Here is a 22,617-nt window from a genome sequence, read left to right on the forward strand (position 1 = left end):
ACGGGGTAAATCAACCCGCCTTCCTGTGCCGCGCCGTTGACCGATGTGTTTTCCTGGTCGCGCGGTGCCGTCCCGTCGCGCGGCGCGCATGGGACTTCGCCGCCGTCTTCTTCTTGCCGCGTCCCTTCAGGCTCTGCTTCAGCGCGTCCATCAGGCTGACGACGTTGCTCGGCCGTTCCTCGGGCTCGGGCAGCTCGATCTTCTTGCCGCTGGCCTTGCGCTTCACCAGGGCCTTCAGCGCGTCCTCGTATTCGTCCTTGAACTTGCTGGGGTCGAAATGCGCCGCCTTGGTCTGCAGGATGTGGCCAGCGAGCTCGACCATGTCCTTGGTGATCTTCGGGCTCTTGATGTCGTCGAAGAACTGGTCCTCCTCGCGCAGCTCGTAAGGGAAGCGCAGCGTGGTTCCGAGCAGGCCCTTGCCGAGCGGCTCGATCGCCATGACGTGCTCGCGGTTGGTCAGAACGATCTTGGCGAGCGCGACGCGCTCCTGGTCCTTCATCGCGTCGCGGATCACCGCGAACGCATCGGCCGCCGCCTTGCCGTCGGGCGCGATGTAATAGGGATGGTTGAGATAGCGCTGATCGATCTCATCGCGCGGCACGAAGCTCTCGATGTCGATGGTATGGTTGCTCTCGATCTGGACCGCCTCGAGCTCCTCCGGTTCGATCTCGACATATTTGCCCTTGCGCAGCTCGTAGCCGCGGCCCTTCTGGTCGCTCTCGACGACGTCGCCGGTCTCGGAATCGATCATCTGCTGCTTGAGCCGGTTCCCGGTCTCGCGGTTGATCAGGTGAAAGCGCGTCTTCTCGGCCGCAGTGGTCGCCGGATAGAGCACGACCGGGCAACTGACCAGCGACAGCTTCAACGTTCCCTTCCAATAGGCGCGCGGGGCCATACCATTCTCCAGCGTTTTCAAGGCCTTTTGGAACCCCAACCGTCCCATCGGGTTTTGGTTCCGGGCGGGACTTTCGCCGTGATAGGCTTTGAACGCCGAACGAGAAGCGGGACCGGTCGTGCTGCAAAAACTTTCCACTTACCGACAGAAGCGGGACTTCGAGAAAACGCCGGAGCCATCGGGCAAGACCGACGTGGCGCCATCGAAACAGCGGCGGTTCGTGATCCAGAAGCACGATGCGACCCGGCTGCACTACGATCTCAGGCTCGAATTCGACGGCGTGTTCAAGTCCTGGGCGGTGACGAAGGGGCCCTCGCTCGATCCCCACGACAAGCGGCTTGCGGTCGAGGTCGAGGATCATCCGCTCGATTATGGCGATTTCGAAGGCACGATTCCGGAAGGCCAGTACGGCGGCGGCACCGTGATGCTGTGGGATCGCGGCACCTGGGAATCGGACGATCCGGAAGCCGGCTTCAAGAAGGGCGATATGAAATTCACCCTCCATGGCGACAAGCTGCAGGGAAGCTGGGTCCTGGTGCGGATGCGCAACCGCGGCGGCGAGAAGCGGACCAATTGGCTCCTGATCAAGCATCGCGACGAACATGTCCGCGAAGGTGCGGACAACGACGTTCTCGAGCAGGACAGGTCTGTCGCCTCCGGCCGCACGATGGAGCAGATCGCCGCGGGCAAGGGCCGTGCGCCGAAGCCGTTCATGCTGGCCAAGGGCACGAAGAGCAAGGCCGACGCAGTCTGGCAGTCCAATCGTGCCGAGGAGACGAAAGGGCGCACGGTGAAGCCGGCGCCGCGCACGGCGTTCAAAGCCCGCAAAGCGGCGAAGACAAGTGCCACGACCGCGACGAACGCCAGGAAGGTGTCGGAGATGCCGGATTTCGTCGCGCCGCAGCTCTGCACGCTGGTCGAGCGGCCGCCGGGCGACCAGAGCTGGTGCCACGAGATCAAGTTCGACGGCTATCGCGTCCAGCTCCGGGTCGAGGACGGCGAGGCGACGCTGAAGACCCGCAAGGGTCTCGACTGGACAAGCAAGTTCGCTTCCATCGCCGCGGAAGCTGCGTCGCTGCCGGACGTGATGATCGACGGCGAGATCGTCGCGCTCGACCATAACGGTGCGCCGAACTTCTCCTCGCTGCAAGCTGCGCTGTCCGATGGCAAGACCGACGACCTAATCTTCTTCGCTTTCGATCTGCTTTTCGCGGAGAACGAGGATTACCGCCGCCTGCCGCTCAGCGAACGCAAGGCCCGGCTGAAGGAGCTGCTGGAGCAGCGCAAGCGGAAATCGAGCCAGATCCGCTATGTCGAGCATTTCGAGAGCGGCGGCGATGCCGTGCTGCAATCGGCCTGCAAGCTCGAGCTCGAAGGCGTGGTGTCGAAGAAGCTGAACGCGCCGTATCGTTCGGGGCGCACCGAGAGCTGGGTCAAGTCGAAATGCCGCGCCGGCCACGAGGTGGTGATCGGTGGCTACAAGACCACCAACGGCAAATTCCGCTCGCTGATGGCAGGCGTGCAGCGCGGCGATCATCTCGCCTTCGTCGGCATGGTCGGCACCGGATTTGGCGCCGACAAGGTCAGGCGCATCATGCCTGCGCTGAAGGCGGTCGAGAGCAAGGAAAGCCCGTTCGGCGGCAAGAATGCGCCGAAGAAGACGCGGGACGTGCATTGGCTGAAGCCGGAGCTCGTCGCCGAGATCGAGTTTGCCGGCTTCACCGCTGACGGCAATATTCGCCAGGCGGCGTTCAAGGGCTTGCGGCAGGACAAGTCGGCCGAGGAGGTCGAGGCCGAGACGCCCGTCGACACCGACCTCGCCGAGCCCCGGACAAAGACGGTGCGCACAAAGGCGGGCGGGCGATCGAAGCAGACCGCTCAAAATGCCGAGGTCATGGGTGTCGTCATCTCCAAGCCGGACAAGGAGCTCTGGCCAGACGACGGCGATGGTGGCGTCGTCACCAAGCTGGACCTTGCCCGCTATCTCGAAGCCGTCGGCGAATGGATGATCGTCCATCTCAAGGGCCGGCCCTGTTCGCTGATCCGTGCCCCCGACGGCATCAAGGGCGAGTGCTTCTTCCAGCGCCATGCGATGCAGGGAACGTCGAACCTTCTGGAGCTCGCGCGGGTCTCCGGCGACCGCAAGCCCTACCTTCAGATCGACCGGATCGAAGGGCTTGCCGCGGTGGCGCAGATCGGCGGCGTCGAGCTGCATCCCTGGAACTGCGCGCCCTATGCCTACGACACCCCGGGCCGGCTGGTATTCGACCTCGATCCCGCGCCCGACGTCGACTTCGCCGACGTCGTCGAGGCGGCCAAGGAGATGCGGCAGCGCCTCACCGACATCGGCATGGACAGCTTCTGCAAGACCACGGGCGGCAAGGGCCTGCACGTCGTGGTGCCGCTGCTTCATGGCGCGCGCGACAAGGTGAGCTGGAAGGAGGCCAAGGCCTTTGCGCAAGGCGTCTGCCAGTGGATGGCCGACGACGATTCCGAACGCTATCTGCTCAACATGTCGAAGAAGCTGCGCAAGGGAAAGATCTTCCTGGATTATCTGCGCAACGACCGGATGTCGACGGCGGTGGCCCCGCTGTCGCCGCGGGCGCGCGCCGGGGCCACGGTCTCGATGCCGCTGACCTGGGCGCAGGTGAAGAGCGATCTCGATCCCAAGCGCTATACGCTGCGCACTGTGCCGGCCCTGCTGGCGCGATCGAAGGCGTGGGAGGGTTATGACGATGCCGCCGCATCGATCAAGGCGGCGATGAAGAAGCTGGCGGGGAAGGTGAAGTAGGCGCTTTCCAATTCCGGGCTGCGCGATAGCGCAGACCCGGAATCCTGAGGTTATGCGGCGCGTGATTCTGGGTTTGCGCTTGCGCGCGCCCCGGAATGACCGCCGGACTAGATCCGGCCCATCAGCAGCAGGATCAGCAGAATGACGATGACAAGCCCGAGGCCGCCGCCGCCGTAATAGCCGGTGCCGTAGAACGGTCCGCCGCCGATGCCGCTGAAGCCGCCGAGCAGGGCGATGATCAAAATGATCAGTATGATCGTGCCGATTGACATGCGAATCTCCTCCAGCCCTTTGTTCAAAGGGTCGTTGCAACCTGTCCCGTCGTGCGGGGGCAACTTGCCGCAGGTTGTAAAGTTCCGCCTTTGAAACACGGCCGGGGGATCAACTTGCATGGAACCTTTGTTGGTCGACCCGACATGACTATGTGAAGTCAGTCAGAAGAGGCAGGATATGTCAGCACCGCTCGTCGTCTCAATCCCGCATCGTCTCGGCCGTGAGGAGGCGGTGCGCCGGCTCAAGACAGGGCTTGGCCGCGCCGCGGCGGGCATTCCCGTGATGCAGGTCGAGGAGGAGCGCTGGAGCGGCGACACTCTGGCCTTCCGCATCCGCGCGCTTGGCCAGGTCGCGAGCGGACAGGTCGATGTTGGCGACGATCAGGTCCGGGTCGAGGTGGTGCTGCCCTGGCTGTTGCAGCGCTTTGCCGAGATAGCGCAGGCGACGATCAGGAAGCGTGGCCAATTGCTGCTGACCAAAGACGGAGGAAAGTGACTTCAGGCGCGCACGCGTTGCCGCGGCGCCCTGACGGCATTGGCCGTTCGGGCCGCGATGACCAAGGCAGGACAGTCACGGAAGGCCTGTGCGAGCGGCAAGTCGTTGCCCGCGCGGCCCGGCACGGTGTAGCCCGTGATGTCGATGGTGGCGTCGATAGCTTCCGGTGCCGGCCATTCCCGGCCTGCTTGGGTGAACGGCGCGAAATGACGCCCGGCCACGACGATCGCGGCTGCGCGGCCATGGCGACGCGCGAAGGCGATGACATGGTCGGCATGTGAGCCCCGTACCTCCAGCGGCTGGTAGCCGCCCTGCGCGAAGACGTCGCCCAGCTCGTTGCGCAGCTTGAGCAGATGCCGCGTCCAGGCCAGCTTGAGCTTGCCGTCCGGCCAGCTCTTGATCAGGCCGCTCCAATCCGGCGCTTCCAGTGATTTCAGCGCCGCATGGCGGGCGGCGAAGTCGACCGGGCGGCGGTTGTCGGGATCGACCAGCGACAGGTCCCAGAATTCGGTGCCTTGATAGAAGTCCGGCACGCCCGGCAGCGTCGCCTTGAGCGTGAGCTGACTCAGCGAGTTCAACGTGCCGAGCAGCGCGACACGGCGAGCCAGGGTTTGCAACGCCTGAAGGAATTCCGCGGACCGGTCCGGGTCGAGGATCTTCGCGATGAAGTCCCGGATGCCGTTCTCATACGCTTCATGCGGGTTGAGCCAGCTCGTCTCCTCCTTGCCCTCGCGCGCAGCCTTGAGGGCATAGGCCTGGATGCGCTCGACGAAGGCGGCATCGGCCGGCGCCTCAATCGGCCAGACGCCGAGCAGGGTCTGGTAGAGCATGTATTCGAACGTGGCCGACGGCGCGCGGAAATTGCCGTGCAGTGTGAGATGCGGTGCGTTCAGCACCTTCCAGCGCGCCACAGCGCTGGTCCATTCACCGGGAATCTCGCTGAGCGCCGCGATGCGCGTGCGCGCATCCTCACCACGCTTGGTGTCGTGGGTGGCGGTTGCCGTCATGCCCTGCGGCCATTCCCTGGCGCGGGCCTGCATGGCCTGATGGAACGCGGGAATGGTGAGGCCGGTGCTTGCGGCATCGCCGCCGACCTCATTCAACGCGAGCAGCCGGTGGAACTGATAGAACGCGGTGTCCTCCAGCGACTTCGCCATCATCGGCCCGGTGAATTGCTGCACCTTCAGCGCGAAGCGGCGCACGCGCGGGGCACTGTGCGGCGGACGGCCGGGCTTGAGCAGATCCATGGTCAAGGCATCGCGCAGGAAGTCGAAAATGCCTTCGTCGGCGGCGAACCAGTCCCGTCGGGCGCGCGCGATGGTGTCGTCGATCAGCTTGCGGTCCGGTGCCGTCGGGCCGCTGTGCGTCAGGTAGGTGCGATAGACCGGGAAATGCAGCACATAGAGCTCGAGCGCCTGTCGCAGGCTGTCGGCCGAAAAGTCGCGCGTCGAATAATGGCCGTTGGCAATGCGCGCGAGCAGGCGCGTCAGCACCGTGAATTCGCTGGTCAGCAGCGTCTCCAGCACCCGCCGCTTGGCCTCCTTGACATAAGGCGCCAGCCGCGGCGGCCGGTTGCTGATCTGCCGCCAGGTCTCGTCCAGCGCCTCCAGCCCCTTGGGATCGATCAGCACGTGGGTGATGACGTTCATCCACTCGTAGCCGGTGGTGCCCTGGACGCCGGCGAAATGCGGCAGGCGCTCGTGCTCGCACAGGATCTTTTCGATCAGCGTATAGAACGGTTTTGTCTTGCCCTGCGCATCGCGCACCAGCCGGCGGAGCCGCTGGCAATATTGGGCGGGGTCGCGCAGGCCGTCGATGTGATCGAGCCGGATTCCCTGCATTTTGCCGTCGGCTATGAGCTGCTTTACCAGCCGGTGCGTGGCGGCAAATGTGCTCGCGTCCTCGACGCGCAGGCCGGCGAGACCGTTGACGTCGAAGAAGCGGCGATAATTGATGTCGCTGGAAGCAAGCCGCCAGTGCCCGAGCTTGTAGTGCTGGCGCTCCAGGAGATGATGCAGCGTCAGCGTATGTGCCGGGCGGTCCTTGCCGGCGCGATAGGCGGCAAGGCCGCGCTTGATGATGTCGGCGGCGCCTGCGATCTCCTTGAGCTCGGCCTTGAAGCCGGGAGCTTCCTTGCGATTGGGACGCCGCAGCCCCGTGTGACGGGTCGCGAGCGACAGCAGGCGCTTGCCGGGCTCCGTTTCCGCCGCGTCCGCCTCCTTGACGACCATCCGCAGCACCTCGCCATAGCGCTCCGGCGCGATCGGCAAGCGGTGCTCGAAATACCATGCCGCGAAGCTTCCTTCGTCCGGGTCGTAGCGCAGCTCGATGTCGCCGCGCTCCAGCGCCTCGCCGTAGGACGAGCCGAGGATCGGCAGCAGCACGCCGCCACGGGCGCGGTAGGCCAGCTGGTCCCAGTCGATGTCGAAGGCGGCGGCGTGCGGCGAGGCCTGGCCCCATTCCAGCACGTCGAGCCACCAGGGATTGTCGGCAAAATGCACGCCGACATGGTTGGGGACGAAATCGATGACGAGCCCGAGATCATGCTGCTGAAGCGTCTCGCTCAGCCGCGCAAAGCCGGCTTCGCCGCCGAGCTCGGGATTGAACTGGCCGTGATCGACCGTGTCGTAGCCATGGGTCGAGCCCTTGCGGGCCTTCATCACCGGCGAGGCGTAGAGATGCGTGATGCCCAGCGCCTTGAGATAAGGCACGACCGCGGCAGCCTTGTCGAAATCGAAATCCGCGGTGAGCTGGAGCCGGTAGGTCGCGAGCGGAATGGCGGGAGGCATCCTAACCTCCGAGGCGCCAGACCACGGACCAGGGCGGGAGCCGCTCGCCGGATCCGCCGCCCCAGATCGGCGTGCCCGTGCTGACGCTGGAGGTGATCTCGTGATCGGACAGATTGGCGACAAGGCGCAACGTCGTGCCGTCGCCCATGCGCCAATGTGCGGTGAGGAGGCCGTTGTCGGCCGCCTCGGCATCACCGAAGCTTGCGCCCTTCAGCCGCGGCATGATCTCCTTGCGACGGATGCCGAGCAGCTCTCGCACCAGCGCAAGCCGTGCATCCTGTTGCGGCGTGCGGCCGGTCCAGTCGAGCACGGCCGATTGCAGCGTTGCCGGATCGAGCGGGTCGGGCACCTCGTCGCCGTATTTCTCGTAGGCCCAGGCATATTCCCGCCTGCGCCCCTTGCGCACGGCCTCGGCGAGTCCGCCGTGGAAATCGCAGAAGAACGGGAAGGGGACCGTCGAGCCCCATTCCTCGCCCTGAAACAGCATCGGCACCATCGGCGCGAGCAGCGTCACCGCGAGCGCGGCCTCGATCTGCTCTGGCGATGCCAGGCTTTCCAGCCGCTCGCCAAGCGGGCGATTGCCGATCTGGTCGTGGTTCTGCAGGAAATTGACGAAGGTCGCCGGCGGCAGCTGGCCGCTCGGCTCGCCCCGCGGCTTCTTGCCCCAGAATTCCGAGATCTCGCCCTGATAGACGAAGCCGGAGGCGAGCGCGCGGGCGAGGTCCATGCGCGGCGTCTGATAGTCGCCATAGTAACCGGCATGCTCGTCGGTCAGCATCACGTGCCAGACGTGATGATAATCGTCGTTCCACTGCCCGCGATATTTGCCGTTCGGCGGCTCCTGCGCGGCATCGAGCAGGCTGGCGCGGTTGTCGCCGTTCTCCAGCACGAGATGGATATGGCGTCCCGTGGCCTTGGCGAGCTCGCCGGTGGCGACGCTGAGGTCCTGCAGCATCGACTGCTCGCCCGGGACGGCCATGATGTGATTGGCGGCGTCCAGCCTGAGGCCGTCGAAGCGGTAGTCGCCGAGCCAGGACAGCGCGTTCTCGACGGCGAAGGCTCGCACCTGCGGCACGCGATAATCGATCGCGCTGCCCCACGGCGTGTGCGCATCGGTGAAGAAGATCGGCGCATAACAGCCGAGGTAGTTTCCTTCCGGGCCGAAATGATTGTAGACGACGTCGAGGAACACCATCAGCCCGCGCAGATGCGCCTCGTCGATCAGCGTCTTCAGGTCTTCGGGCCGGCCATAGGCACTATCCGGCGCATACCACAGCACGCCGTCATAGCCCCAGCCGCGGCGTCCTGCGAAATCGGCGAGCGGCATCAATTCCAGCGCCGTGATGCCGGTCGCGGCGAGGTGATCGAGCTTGTCGATCATGGCACGATAGGTGCCTTCCGGCGTGAAGGTGCCGACATGGGTCTCGACCAGCACCGTCTCCTCCCAGGGACGGCCGCGCCAATCGCGCGCGCGCCAGACGAAGGCATCGTGATCGATCACCTCGCTCGGGCCAAACACGTCGTCGGGCTGGAAGGCCGAAGCGGGATCCGGCACGTCGATCTCGTCGTCGATCCTGAACTTGTATTTGCTGCCGGCGGTGAGGCCGGCAATCTCGGCGACGTACCAGCCGTCCCGCCGGCGCTGCATCGCGTGCCTGCGGTCGAGCAGGAGATCGACGCGCCGCGCGGCCGGCGCCCACAGCCGGAACGACACGCCGTCCTTCGTCGGCCTCGCCCCGAAGGATGGCCTCATAGCGCGCCTGCGAAGGCGAGCACGGATCGCGGCGGCGCCTTGCTGTCGCTCCCGGGCAGGAAGTCGATCGTATTCAGCTTGGCATCGGTCGTGTTCAGGATCTGCTGCCAGCTCTTGTATTCGGTCATTTTGGGCAATTTGAATGCGATCTCTTCGGGAGCGGCGTTCAGTACGATAAAGATCGCGGCTCCACCCGGTTCCATCGGTCCCATCACATAGGAGAGAAACCGCCCATCCGGGAATGTCCAGTCGCTCTCCGTCATCTCGTTGCCTTCAGGCGTCAGCCACAACGCGCCGTAGGAGACGCCGTCCTTGGGCCGGCCATCGAGCCAGCGATGGCTGCGCAGCTGCGAGAAACGGCGACGGATGTCGGCGAGCTGGGCGACGAAGTCGATCATGTCGTCGCCGTCCTTGCCGAGATTGTCCCAGCCGACCCAGCCGACCTCGTTGTCCTGGCAATAGGCGTTGTTGTTGCCGGATTGCGTATTGCCGACCTCGTCGCCGGCCAGGATCAACGGAACGCCCTGGGCCAACATCAGGCAGGCCAGCACGTTCTTGCGCAGCTGACGGCGCAGGCCGATGATGTTCGGATCGTCGGTCGGCCCCTCGACGCCGCAATTGTTGCTGTGATTGTCGTTGGAGCCGTCGCGATTGTCCTCGCCGTTGGCCTCGTTGTGCTTCTCGTTGTAGCTGAAGAGGTCGGCGAGCGTGAAGCCGTCGTGGACGGTGATGTGGTTGATGCTGGCGCGCGGCCGCCGTCCGTCGTGGTTGAACAGGTCGGAGGACGCGGTCATGCGGCTGGAGATGTCGCCGATCAGGCTGCCTTCACCGCTCCAATAGCGGCGCATGGCGCTGCGATAGCGGTCGTTCCATTCCGACCATTGCGAGGGAAAGGCGCCGACCTGGTAGCCGCCGAGGCCGAGGTCCCACGGCTCGGCGACGAGCTTGACGGTTGCCAGCACCGGATCTTGCCGCACGGCGGTCAGGAACGAGCTGCCGCGTTCGAAGCCGTTCGGCCCGCGCGCCAGCGTGGTGGCGAGGTCGAAGCGGAAGCCGTCGACGTGGCAGACCTCGACCCAGTAGCGCAAGGAATCCATCACCATCTGCAGCACGCGTGGATGGGTGAGGTTCACCGAGGAGCCGCAGCCGGTGAAGTCGTCGTAATAGCGCGGGTTCTCGCGGTTCAGCCAATAATAGGAGGCGTTGTCGATGCCGCGATAGCACAGCGTCGGACCGAGATGATTTCCCTCGGCGGTGTGGTTGTAGACCACGTCGAGCATCACTTCGATGCCGGCATCGTGCAGCCGCGCCACCGTGGTGCGGAAGGAATCGAGCGCATTGTCCTGGGCGTAGCGCGGCTCCGGCGCGAAGAAGGACAGCGTGTTGTAGCCCCAGTAATTGGCGAGCTTCTTTTCCACGAGAATGCGGTCGTCGACGAAACTGTGCACCGGCAGCAGCTCGACCGTGGTGACGCCGAGCTTCCTGAGGTGATCGATCATCGCGGGCGAAGACAGGCCGCCATAGGTGCCGCGCAAATTCGGCGGCACGTCGTCGCGCTTCTGCGTCAGGCCCTTGACGTGGGCCTCGTAGATGATGGTGTCTTCCCAGGGAATATTGGGCCTGATCTCGCGGCGGCCCCAGTTGAAGGTCTCGTCGACCACGACCGCTTTGGGCATGCCGCGCGCATTGTCGCGCCGGTCGAAGGACAGGTCCTCGCGCGGGCTTCCGGTGCGATAGGCGAAATGCGCATCGCTCCAGACCAGGCGCCCGGCGAGCCGCTTGGCATAGGGGTCGAGCAGCAGCTTGTTGGCATTGAAGCGATGACCGTGCTCGGGCTCGTAGGGGCCGTGCACGCGAAAGCCGTAGAGCTGGCCCGGCGAGACGTCGTTGAGATAGCCGTGCCAGACATCCTCGGTCTTCTCGGGCAGCTCGATGCGCTCGAGCTCGCGGCGGCCTTGCGTGTCGAACAGGCAGAGCTCGACCTTCTGCGCGTTGGCTGAGAACAGCGCGAAATTGGTGCCGCGTCCGTCCCAGCTTGCGCCGAGGCGTGCGGGCGATCCGGCGGTCAGGCGCATCGATCAGCTTTCCGGAACGAGGAAGATCGCAGCGAGCGGCGGAATGGTGAGGCGGAGCTCGCCGCCCTCGGCCTGGACTTCGCCGATATTACCGACATTGCTGCCGCCGTAATGGGCGGAATCGGAGTTGAGCACTTCCTTCCACTTGCCGCCGAAGGGCACGCGAACGCGATAGTTCTGGTAGACATTGGGCGAGAAGTTCACGATGACGACACACCGCGCGTTCTCGTCGAATCCCTTGCGCAGCCAGGCGAATACGTTGCGGTTGGCATCATCGGTGATCAGCCATTCGAAGCCGGCCTGCTCGCAATCCATCTGGTGCAGCGCCGGCACCGCGCGATAGAGCCGGTTGAGGTCGCGGATCAAGGCCTGGACGCCGGAATGGACCTTGTATTCGAGCAGGTGCCAGTCGAGCGACTGGTCGTGATTCCATTCGCGGCTCTGCGCGATTTCGGCGCCCATGAACAGGAGCTTCTTGCCGGGATGGCCGAACATGAAGCTGTAATAGGCGCGCAAATTGGCAAAGCGCTGCCACTCGTCGCCGGGCATGCGGCCGAGGATCGAGCGCTTGCCGTGCACGACCTCGTCATGCGACAGCGGCAGGATGAAGTTCTCCGAGAACGCGTAGTGCAGGCCGAACAGGATCTCGCCGTGATGATGCTTGCGGTGGATCGGATCCTTGCTGATGTAGTTCAGCGTGTCGTGCATCCAGCCCATGTTCCATTTGTAGCCGAAGCCGAGCCCGCCGAATTCGACCGGGCGCGAGACTTGGGGCCAGGCGGTGGACTCTTCCGCAGCAGTGGTCGCCTGCGGGAAGCGGGCGAACACTTCCGTGTTGAAGCGGCGCAGGAAGTTGATCGCCTCGATGTTCTCCCGCCCGCCATATTGGTTCGGGATCCACGCGTCGGGTGGCCGGCTGTAGTCGAGATAGAGCATGGACGCGACCGCATCGACGCGCAGGCCGTCGATGGCATAACGCTCCATCCAGAACAGCGCATTCGACACCAGGAAGTTCGTCACTTCGGTGCGGCCGTAATTGTAGATCAGCGTGCCCCAGTCGAGGTGGCGGCCCTGCAGCGGGTTGGCGTGCTCGTAGAGCGCGGTGCCGTCGAAATGGCCGAGCCCGTGCGGATCGTCCGGGAAGTGACCCGGCACCCAGTCGAGCAGCACGCCGATGCCTTCGCGGTGGCAGGCATCGATCAGCGCCGCAAAGTCGTCGGGTGTGCCGAAACGGCTGGTCGGCGCATAGAGGCCGGTCGGCTGATAGCCCCATGAGCCGTCGAACGGATGCTCGCTCACGGGCAGGAATTCGAGATGGGTGAAGCCCATGTCGCGGGCATAGGCCGGCAGCTGCTCGGCCAGCTCGCGATAGGTCAGCCATTCATTGTTGCCTTTGCGCCGCCACGAGCCGAGATGAACCTCGTAGATCGATATCGGCGCCGATAGGGCATTGATGCCTTCAGGCGCCGGGCGCGGCCGCGGCAGATGCGCCTCGTCGAACACGATCGAGGCCGTCTTCGGCCGCAGTTCGCTGGCAAAGGCCAGCGGATCGGACTTCAGCGGCAGCAGATGACCATGCGGGCCGATGATCTCGAACTTGTAGTGATCGCCGGCCTTCGCATGCGGGATGAACAATTCCCAATAGCCGTTGCCGCGCACCCGCATCGGATGGCGCCGCCCGTCCCAGAAGTTGAAGTCGCCGACCACGGAGACGCGCCGCGCATTCGGCGCCAGCACGACGAAACCGATGCCGTCGACGCCCTCGAGCCGCATCGGATGCGCGCCGAGCTTGTCGTAGAGGCGCTGATGGGTGCCTTCGCCGAGCAGGTAGAGGTCGAAATCGGTCAGGATCGGCGGAAAGCGGTAGGCATCCTCGAACTCGACGACGTTGTTGCCGAACTTCGCGCGCAGCTGGTAGTGCTTCGAGCCGTTGGGCAGGGCGCCGATGAACAGGCCGGAATCGTGGACGCGGTCGAGCGGCGCGACCTCGCCGTGGTCGCCGACCGCCTCGACATTGGTGGCCTCGGGCAGAAATGCCCGCACCACGCTTTTGCCACCCTCGGGATGCAGCCCGAGATAGTGGAAGGGGTCGGAGTGGCGACCTTCGATGATCGCGTAGGCTTCGGCAGGCAGTTTAGGCATGGGCTTCGCTCTCGGCACTGGACAGAATGCGAAGCAGTCCGGTCAGCGGCGCATGGAGCCCCTCAGGCCGGTGGGACAGCTCGTACTCTACGTCGTGGAACGCTCGATCTAGCAGGAAAAATTTCAACAGGCCTTCCGCGCATGACCGATCGTCCGGCCACAGCCTCCGGTCGGTCATGGCTTCGCGGTAGGCGGACAGGAAGGTCGCGGTGGCGCGCTCGCGCCATTCGTCGAGGGCGGCCGCGAGCCGGTCCTGCTCGTCGGAAGCGCCCGTGAGCGCGCGGCTCAGCGCCGCGTTCACAGAAAGGTCGATGGAATGGATCAGGCCGGCGACGTCGCGCGCGGCCGGCGCCTTGCGGCGCTTACTGGCCAGCGGCACGCGCGGATCGCCGTCGAAGTCGATGATGAAGATATCGTCCTTCACGATCAGAGTTTGCCCGAGCCGGAAGTCGCCATGATGACGGATGTTCAACCCGCCGATGCCCGATGGCAAGAGCGCATTCAGACCGTCGAACAGGCTGCCGCGTGCCGCGACCAGCCGGTCGATCAGGGGCCGGTCCGCCTCCCGCAGCCCGTCGCGGCTGTCGGCGAGCCGCTCGAGAACCCGCTCGGCCCGCGCCTTGAGGTCGGAGAGCCAAGTCCTGATCTGGGCGAACTCGATCGGCACGGGGGCGAGATCGTCGGGCTTTGCCGCGGCGAGCGCGACGTGCAGCTCGGCGAGCCGCCGGCCGATCTGCGCAATGAAATGCAGATACGGCGCCTGCTCCTGGGTTTCGCGTGGCATCTCATCGGCCGGCGCCAGCCGCTGCTCGTCGACGTAGCGATCGAGATACCCCGTCGTCACGGTCCAGCCGTCGCCCTGGTTCTCGACATAGGCGTGGAGCACGCCGAGCGCGCAGCGTTGGTTGCCGTCGACCAGCTCGACGCTGCCGAGCAGCGCCGGGGTGTTGACGAAGCGCGCGACCTCCGTGAGATAGTGGCCGATCTCGATCTCGGGACTGATGCCGCTTTCGAGCCGGCGGTAGATCTTGGCGACGTACTGGTTGTCGACCAGCGCGGTGCTGTTCGACTGCTCAATGGCGCGGATGCGTTCGGGCTCCTTGATGGTGTAGTCGGCGAACCGGCTGGTGGCCTTGAACTCCAGCCGCAGATTGTTCTCCTCCACCACCAGGTTCTGCGACAGGTTGCGCAGGAACAGGCCGATGAAGATCTGGTCGGTCGCAACGTCCAGCAATGTGCCTTCGCGCGCGCCCTGGCGCACGGCGGCCAGCGCCTTCGGGTTGAAGCGCTCGCGGTCGAACCGCACCCATTCGATCTGCAGCGGCATCACGTAGCGCGTCGTCGCGTCGCCCTGCCTGGTCTCGAAGAATGCGATCCAGGGCCTGTTGTCGCCGATGTCGCAGAACGGCACCGCCGAGGTGAGCGCGGTCTTGATCTGCTTGGGATTGTGCTCGGGATACCACCGCGTCCGTGACAGGAAGCCCGGCAGCACGTCGCGCTCGAACACGCCGCGCTCGCGGGCGAGCGAGACCCAGTTCGAGTTCACCGGCACCACCAGCGTCTCGAACTCCGGCACCGCGCGCGGCACCACCGGCTCGGACTTGTCGCGCTCCAGAAGCTGGAACCAGTAGAAGCCGTAGGGCCCCAGCGTGATCATGTAGGGCAGTTCGCCGATCGCGGGAAAACGCGTGCGGCCGAGCATCTCCTGCGGGATGCGGTCCTTCCACGGCGACAGGTCGAGCTCGGTGGCCTGTGCGGCGCGCGACAGATTGGCGACGCAGAGGATCACCTCGTCGCGATATTGCCGGACATAGGCGAGCACGGCGCGATTGGCCGGGCGGATGAACGTCATGCTGCCGCGGCCGAAGGCAAGCGTCGATTTGCGCACCGAGATCAGCCGCTTGGTGGCGCTGAGCAGCGACGACAGGCTGCGCGACTGCGCCTCGACGTTCACCGATTCATAGCCGTAGACGGGATCCATGATCAGCGGCGCGTAGAGGCGGGCGGGGTCGCAGCGCGAGAAGCCGCCGTTGCGGTCCGGGCTCCACTGCATCGGCGTGCGCACGCCGTTGCGGTCGCCGAGATAGATGTTGTCGCCCATCCCGATTTCGTCGCCGTAATAGATGATCGGGGTGCCGGGAAAGGACAGCAGCAGCGAGTTCATCAGCTCGATCTTGCGCCGGTCGTTGTCCATCAGCGGCGCAAGGCGCCGGCGGATGCCGACATTGATGCGCGCGCGGGGATCGTTGGCGTAGGTGGTCCAGAGATAGTCGCGCTCGACGTCGGTGACCATCTCCAGCGTGAGCTCGTCGTGATTGCGCAGGAACAGCGCCCATTGGCAGCTCGCCGGGATATCAGGCGTCTGGCGCAGGATGTCGGTGATCGGGAAGCGGTCTTCCTGGGCGATCGCCATGTAGATGCGCGGCATCAGCGGGAAGTGATAGGCCATGTGGCACTCGTCGCCACGGCCGAAATATTCCTGCACGTCCTCGGGCCATTGATTGGCCTCCGCCAGCAGCAGCTTGCCCTTGGAGTAGGCGTCCAGCTCCTGGCGCAGGCGCTTGATGATCGCATGCGTCTCGGGCAGGTTCTCGTTCGAGGTGCCCTCGCGCTCGCACAGATAGGGAATGGCGTCGAGACGGAAGCCGTCGACACCGGCATCCAGCCAGCGCTTCATCACCTGGATGATGGCGCTGACCACGCGCGGATTGTCGAAATTGAGGTCCGGCTGGTGCGAGAAGAAGCGGTGCCAGTAGAACGCGCCGGCCTCGGGATCCCAGGTCCAGTTCGACTTCTCGGTGTCGGTGAAGATGATGCGCGTGCCCTGGTACTTCTGGTCGGTGTCGCTCCAGACATACCAGTTGCGCGCGCTCGAGCCCGGATGGCTGCGCCGCGCGCGCTTGAACCATTTGTGCTGGTCCGAGGTGTGGTTGACGACGAGCTCGGTGATGACGCGCAGGCCCCGCTTCTGCGCTTCCTGGATGAAGCGCTTGAAATCCTTCATCGTCCCGAAATCGGGATTGACCGAGCCGTAGTCGGCGATGTCGTAGCCGTCGTCGCGGCCGGGCGAGGGATAGAACGGCAGCAACCAGAGCGCGGTGACGCCGAGCTCCTGCAAATAGGGCAGCCTCTCGGTCAGCCCGGCAAAGTCGCCGATGCCGTCATTGTTGCTGTCGGCGAAGGCCTTGACGTGGAGCTGGTAGATGATGGCGTCCTTGTACCAGAGCTCATCCACGACCTCGGCAGCCTCAGCCTTCTTGGTATCGACGGCAGACAGAACATTCATGGCGTGACCCCTTACGCCAGGCAGCGGAACAGAAGTGCCGGATCGCGGTCGGGATCGATACGCAACTTGATGCCGCCCCATTCGATGCGGGATTGTTCGCCGGTGAGCAGGTTTTCGAGTGTCGTCACATGGTGACGCCTTCCGCCGGCGTCAACCGTGAGATCGCCGAGCGCCAGCCAGCATTCACGCGCATGGCGCGACAGCGCGATCACGACGATGACAATGTTGGCCGGATCGGCGGCCTCCTTGGCGAAAGCGATCGTCTCGCCGTCCTCGATGCCGAGAAAGCGCAAGTTCGCGGTCTGCTGGAGCGCCGCGTTGTCGTTGCGGATGCGGTTGAGCGCGGCGATGTAGGGTTTGATGTTGCCGGGTTTGTCCCAGTCGCGCTGCCTGATCTGGTACTTCTCGGAATCCAGATATTCTTCGCGGCCGGGAATGGCGTCATGCTCCAGCAGCTCGAATCCGCTGTAGATGCCGTAATTGCCCGACAGCGTCGCCGCCAGTGCGACGCGCGACTTGAAGGCCCAGGCCTCTCCGCTCTGCAGGTGAAAGGGCAACAGGTCAGGCGTGTTGACGAACATGTTCGGGCGGTAGAAATCGCGTTCGGGATAGCGCGTCAGCTCGCCGAGATATTGCTCCAGCTCCCACTTTTCCGTGCGCCAGGGGAAATAGGTGAAGGACTGCGCGAAGCCGAGCTTGGCGAGGCCCTTCATCAGCTTTGGCCGTGCATAGGTCTTGGAGAACAGGATCACGTCGGGATGACGGCGGCGGATGTCGCGGATCAGCCACTCCCAGAACGCGAGCGGCGCCGTGTCGTGATTGTCTATGGCGAAGATGGTCACGCCCTTGTCGATCCAGAACAGCATCGCATCGCGAAACGCGTTCCACAGCCCGACGCGATCGACCGAATTGAAATCGGGGATGACGATGTCGGAATAGGGGCCGTCCGCCGCCTTCACCGAGCGGTCGGGCCGCCATTTGAACCATTCCGGATGTTGCGTCAGCCAGGGATGATCCGGCGAGCACTGCACCGCGAAGTCCAGCGCAAGCTCGAGCCCGTATTCGAGACAGGTGGCAACCAGCGCGCGGAAGTCCTCGATCGTGCCGAGCTCCGGATGCAGCGCATCGTGGCCGCCCTCGGCGGAGCCGATAGCATAGGGCGAGCCGGGATCGCCTTCACGGGCCATCGGCGCGTTGTTGCGGCCCTTGCGGCTTGTCTTTCCGATCGGGTGGATCGGCGTGAAGTAGAGCACGTCAAAGCCCATCGCGGCGATATCTGGCACGCGCGCGATGCAGTCGCGCAGCGTGCCGTGCCGGCCCGGCAATGCGCCCTGGCTGCGCGGCATCATCTGATACCAGGTGCTGAAACGCGCCTTGTCGCGGTCCGCGGTCAGCGGAAAGAATGGCGAGCGCGTCAGATCCGGCCGCGACTGGCTCTCGGCCATGGCTTCGCCGAGCTCGGTTGCGAGCAGCGAGGTGATGTCGCCGTTCCTCAAGTAATCTTCGCACTGCCTGATGATGATCGCTGCGGCGTCCTGCCCCGCGCCATGCGCCTTGGTCAAAAGCCCGGCACCCTCGATCGCATCGAGGGTGATATCGGCCCCGGTGCGCCGTTTTCGCGCGACGGCGTGCGACCAGGTGGCGAACTCGTCGGTCCAGGCTTCGATCGCGTAGACATATTGGCCGGGCTCAGGGGGCGTGAACGCGCCGGACCAGCGGTCATTGCCGTGATGGGTCATCGGCTCGCTCCGCCATTCGCGCTCCTGCTCTCCTCGCCAGATCAGCGCGGCTGATATCACGGCCTCGCCGTCGCGGTAGATGTCGGCCCAGACCTCCACCGGCTCGCCCGCGATCCGCTTCACGGCGAAACGGCCGCCGTCGATCGCGGGATAGACGTCCTCGATCAGGAAAGCGCTGCCGGCCGCGGCACTTTCGACAGTTTGAATTGTCTTGTTCACGGTGATGCCATTGACAAGAAAGCAGGAGCCCGTTTCCCTTGTCGGGAACCCACGCTTGATACCATTATAGAAAGCCGCTTGTGTGTCATTGGTTCCCTTGGGAACGGCAAGCGGAGTTCGCGAGTTACCCCTGACTAACCTCTTCCGCGATCTCGTTAAATCGATGCCCCTGGCCAAACCATGGCCTGCAAGCTGCGTGCCGAATGGATCTTTTAGCTCAAGCCCGGATCAAGGGCGTTCAGTCCGAATTCATCGACGCCCTCGGCAAGCTGCGGGTCACCGCGCCCGAGGCGCTCAAATCCATCCTCGACGCCCTGCCAGAGAAGCGGGTCTACCGCTTCGTCAGCGGGCCGGTCGTGGTGCGCGCCCTGGGGCATCCGCGTACCGAACTGGCGGCAACCGGGACCCCGCCGCTGAAATGGAAAATCTTCGGCAACGGCGATGTGATCGCACAAGGCGAGACTCGCGAGCCGGTCATTGCCTGGCCGGCCGGCCTGCCGCTCGGGTATCACCGCCTGACGCTCACCGATGCCGCAGGTGCGAGCGAAGACGTGCCGATGATCGTGGCGCCCGAACGCTGCTTCGGCGGCGATTTCGACCGCGGCTGGCTGCTCGCCGTGCAGCTCTATAGCGTCCGCTCCGACCGCAATTGGGGCATCGGCGATTTCACCGATCTCGCCGGCCTGGTCCGGCTCGCCAAGCAGCTCGGGGCCGACGGCGTCGGGCTCAATCCGCTGCATGTCCTGTTCGACGATCAGCCGGCCGATTGCAGCCCCTATTCGCCGAACAGCCGGCTCTTCCTCAATCCGCTCTACATCGACGTCGAGGCCATACCTGAATTCTCGGCCGACCTCGTGCCCGACGCGGCCGCGACGGCCGCCCGTCTGCGCGAGGGAGATCGCGTCCCTTATGCCGATATGGCGGCGCTGAAATGGCTGGGCCTGCGCGCGGCCTTTAGCAGCTTCGTGACAAGTGCGAGCGAGGCGCGTCGCAAGGCGTTTGACGCCTTCCGAGCCGCCCGCGCGCCGCTGTTGTCCCGCTTTGCCTGTTTCGAGGTGCTGCGGCATCGCTTCACTGGACCCTGGTGGGAATGGCCGGCGGAATGGCAGCGGCCGGATGAGGCGAAATTCGCCGAGCTGCGCAACGGTCCCGACAAGCGAGAGGTCGAGTTCGTCGAATTCGTGCAATGGACGGCCGACAGCCAGCTGCATGCAGCCAAGGAGTTGGCCGGCCAGCTCGGCATGCGGGTCGGGCTCTATCTCGACGTTGCCGTCGGCGTGCAGTCCAACGGCTTCGATGCCTGGAACGAGCAGACGGCGATCTCGCGTCATCTCGCGGTCGGTGCACCTCCCGACGTTCTCAACACCATCGGCCAGGATTGGGGCCTTGCCGGCTTCAACGCCGGCGGGCTGGAAGCGCAGTCCTTCGTCCCGTTCGCCGACATGCTCGCGGCCTCGATGCGTCATGCCGGCGCCATCAGGCTCGATCACGTGCTCGGCCTGAAGCGGCTCTATCTCGTGCCGCGCGGCTTCAAGCCCGACAACGGCGCCTATGTGCAGATGCCGTTCGAGGCGCTGCTGGCCGCCGTGGCGCGCGAGAGCGCGGCCCATAAATGCATCGTGATCGGCGAGGACCTCGGTACCGTGCCGGAAGGTTTCCGCGAGATGATGCAGGATTTCGGCATCTGGTCCTATCTCGTCATGATGTTCGAGCGCGACGATGCCGGACATTTCCGCAACGTCGATCATTACCGGCCCAATGCGCTGGTGACGCTGAACACGCATGACCTGTCGACCTATGCCGGCTGGCGCTCCTTCAGCGATCTCAGGATGAAGCGCTCGCTCGGGCTCGATCCCGGCGAGAACGACCAGGCGCGCTGGGATGCGCTCGGCAGGCTCGACGAGATCCTGCGCCAGAACGGCATCAAAGCCAACGATCTCTACTCTGTGCTCGCGTTCCTCTCGCGCACGCCCTCGCGGCTGCTGGCGGTGTCGCTGGAGGATCTGCTGGGCGTGATCGACCAGCCCAACATCCCCGGCACGATCGACGAGCATCCGAACTGGCGGCAGCGCCTGCCGGTCGCGCTCGATGAGATCGCGTCCAAGATCGATCTCGCAGCCTTGAAGGCTGCGACACGGGAACGTTCATTGCCCGGCGGGAATTGAACAGCGGGGCATTGCTAGGCTCGCACGACATTGTCTCAGAGGATCGAGGACTATGCGCTGATCGGCGATTGCGAGACCGCGGCGCTGGTCGGGCGCAACGGCTCGATCGACTGGCTGTGCTGGCCCGCCTTCGATTCCGACGCCTGCTTTGCCGCCATTCTCGGCACCCACAAGAACGGGCGCTGGCTGATCGCACCATGCGAGGACGCGACCCGCATCTCGCGGCGCTATCACGACAACACCCTCATCCTCGAGACGCGATTCGAGACGAAGAGCGGCACCGTCGCGCTGATCGACTTCATGCCGCCGCGCGGCAAGGCGTCCGACATCGTGCGGCTGGTGCGCGGCCTCGAGGGCAATGTGAAGATGCGGATGCAGCTCGTGATCCGCTTCGGCTTCGGCGCCGACATTCCCTGGGTGCGGCGGATGGATCACTCGCTGCTGGCAATCTGCGGCCAGGACATGACGGTGCTGCGAACACCCGTCGAGACCCGCGGCGAGGATCTGACGACGATTGCCGAATTCGAGGTCGGTGCGGACCAGACCGTGCCCTTCGTGCTGACCTACGGCCCCTCGCATATCGAGCCGCCCGCGCTGATCGATCCCGAGGTCGCGCTGCAGGAGACCGAAACATTCTGGCGGGACTGGTGCGGTCACTGCACCCGCGACGGCGACTACCAAGACCTCATCCTGCGCTCGCTGATCACGCTGAAGGCGCTGACCTTCGCTCCGACCGGCGGCATCGTCGCGGCACCCACCACGTCCCTGCCGGAAAAGCTCGGCGGCAGCAGGAACTGGGACTACCGCTTCTGCTGGCTGCGCGATGCCACCTTCACGCTGCTGGCGCTGATGAACTCGGGCTACACAGAGGAAGCCTCGGCCTGGCACAATTGGCTGCTGCGCGCGGCCGCCGGCTCGCCGGCGAACATGCAGATCATGTACGGCATCTGGGGCCAGCGGCGGCTTTTAGAATGGGAGGCGGGCTGGCTCGGCGGCTACGAGGGCGCTCAGCCCGTGCGCATCGGCAACGCCGCGCATGCGCAGCTCCAGCTCGACGTCTATGGCGAGTTGATCGATGCCTTCCATCAATCGCGCATGGCCAAGCTCAAGCTGGACGAAGAGAGTTGGGCGCTGGAATGCGCCGTCCTCAATCATCTCGCCGAGGTCTGGGACCACCCCGATCACGGCATCTGGGAGCGGCGCGGCCAGCCCAAGCACTACGTGTTCTCCAAGGTGATGACCTGGGTCGCCTTCGACCGCGGCATCAAGAGCGCCGAGACCTTCGGCTTCAAGGCGCCGCTCCTGCACTGGCGCACCTTGCGCGATGCGATCCATCGCGATGTCTGCAACAGGGGTTTTGACGCTGAGGTGGGCGCCTTCGTCGAATCCTACGGCACGAAGTTGCTCGATGCCAGCGTGCTGCTGCTGCCGGCCGTCGGCTTCCTGCCGGCGTCGGATCCGCGCATCTGCGGCACCATCGCCGCCGTCGAGAGCTGCCTGATGCGCGACGGCTTCGTGCTGCGCCATGACCCGCGCGAGTTGCCTCCGGGACAGCCGCCGCTCGAAGGCGCGTTCCTGGCCTGCAGCCTGTGGCTCGCCGATGCCTATGTGCTATCAGGCAATCTCGACAAGGCGCAGCAACTGCTCGATCGCGTGATCGGCGTCGCCAACGACGTCGGGCTGCTCGCCGAGGAATACGACTCGGTCGCCCGCCGCCAGACCGGCAACTTCCCGCAGGCGCTGACCCACATCGCGCTGATCAACACGGCACACAATCTGTCTGCGGCACGGCAGAAGAGCGAGAAGCCGGCGATGCAGCGGTCGCAGTAAGGATGGCAGCGCGCTCTCCGTTCCCTCCCTCCTTGTGCAGGGCTATCGCATATGACTTGTGACGTCGGCCTGCGCGCACGCCTCGTCCTTCGAGACGGCGCTGACGCGCCTCCTCAGGATGAGGCTAATCAGCGTCAGTGCTCGTTGAAACTGCTACCGCGCACT

General features: G+C 64.9%; 12 protein-coding genes. 4 read left to right on the plus strand and 8 right to left on the minus strand.

Annotated elements, in window-relative coordinates:
* Positions 1–10 precede the first annotated feature (10 nt).
* Positions 11–895, minus strand: a complete 885-nt coding sequence (locus N2604_RS12200) for a Ku protein (protein WP_260374890.1) — start codon at positions 893–895, stop codon at positions 11–13.
* 118 nt (positions 896–1,013) lie between these two features.
* Between N2604_RS12200 and ligD the strand changes: the two genes are divergently transcribed.
* Positions 1,014–3,686: a DNA ligase D gene (gene ligD / locus N2604_RS12205; RefSeq protein ID WP_260374891.1), complete on the plus strand. Its 2,673-nt coding sequence runs from the start codon at positions 1,014–1,016 to the stop codon at positions 3,684–3,686.
* Between the two features lie 107 nt (positions 3,687–3,793).
* Here the strand turns inward: ligD and N2604_RS12210 are convergent, their stop codons facing one another.
* Positions 3,794–3,958, minus strand: coding sequence for a DUF3309 family protein (locus N2604_RS12210; RefSeq protein ID WP_008560028.1), 165 nt, complete (start codon positions 3,956–3,958; stop codon positions 3,794–3,796).
* Between the two features lie 178 nt (positions 3,959–4,136).
* Here N2604_RS12210 and N2604_RS12215 point away from each other — a divergent pair, with 178 nt between their 5' ends.
* Complete coding sequence (locus N2604_RS12215; protein ID WP_260374892.1) at positions 4,137–4,454, plus strand: polyhydroxyalkanoic acid system family protein; 318 nt, start codon at positions 4,137–4,139, stop codon at positions 4,452–4,454.
* 2 nt (positions 4,455–4,456) lie between these two features.
* On the opposite strand, the gene treY is transcribed toward N2604_RS12215, so the two are convergent.
* Genes treY through N2604_RS12245 form a run of 6 tightly spaced genes read right to left on the minus strand, consistent with a single transcriptional unit; the run spans position 4,457 to position 18,457 of the window.
* Complete coding sequence (gene treY / locus N2604_RS12220) at positions 4,457–7,243, minus strand: malto-oligosyltrehalose synthase (RefSeq protein ID WP_260374893.1); 2,787 nt, start codon at positions 7,241–7,243, stop codon at positions 4,457–4,459.
* A gap of 1 nt (position 7,244) precedes the next feature.
* Positions 7,245–8,996 (minus strand): malto-oligosyltrehalose trehalohydrolase, encoded by a 1,752-nt coding sequence (gene treZ / locus N2604_RS12225; protein WP_260374894.1) that lies wholly within the window; start codon positions 8,994–8,996, stop codon positions 7,245–7,247.
* Entirely contained in the window at positions 8,993–11,071 is a 2,079-nt protein-coding gene (glgX, locus tag N2604_RS12230; protein ID WP_260374895.1) for a glycogen debranching protein GlgX, read from the minus strand. Before glgX ends, treZ begins: the two co-directional genes overlap by 4 nt.
* A 3-nt stretch (positions 11,072–11,074) precedes the next feature.
* Complete coding sequence (gene glgB / locus N2604_RS12235) at positions 11,075–13,213, minus strand: 1,4-alpha-glucan branching protein GlgB (protein ID WP_260374896.1); 2,139 nt, start codon at positions 13,211–13,213, stop codon at positions 11,075–11,077.
* Positions 13,206–16,499: a maltose alpha-D-glucosyltransferase gene (treS, locus tag N2604_RS12240; protein ID WP_260374897.1), complete on the minus strand. Its 3,294-nt coding sequence runs from the start codon at positions 16,497–16,499 to the stop codon at positions 13,206–13,208. Before treS ends, glgB begins: the two co-directional genes overlap by 8 nt.
* 11 nt (positions 16,500–16,510) lie before the next feature.
* Positions 16,511–18,457 (minus strand): maltotransferase domain-containing protein, encoded by a 1,947-nt coding sequence (locus N2604_RS12245; protein WP_260374898.1) that lies wholly within the window; start codon positions 18,455–18,457, stop codon positions 16,511–16,513.
* A gap of 203 nt (positions 18,458–18,660) precedes the next feature.
* On the opposite strand from N2604_RS12245, the gene malQ reads away from it, so the two are divergent.
* A complete protein-coding gene (malQ, locus tag N2604_RS12250; protein WP_260374899.1) occupies positions 18,661–20,622 on the plus strand; it encodes a 4-alpha-glucanotransferase in 1,962 nt (653 codons plus the stop codon).
* Between the two features lie 30 nt (positions 20,623–20,652).
* Entirely contained in the window at positions 20,653–22,452 is a 1,800-nt protein-coding gene (locus N2604_RS12255; RefSeq protein ID WP_260374900.1) for a glycoside hydrolase family 15 protein, read from the plus strand.
* The last annotated feature ends 165 nt before the right edge of the window (positions 22,453–22,617 follow it).

It is taken from the genome of Bradyrhizobium sp. CB1015, from assembly GCF_025200925.1.
Lineage (GTDB): Bacteria > Pseudomonadota > Alphaproteobacteria > Rhizobiales > Xanthobacteraceae > Bradyrhizobium.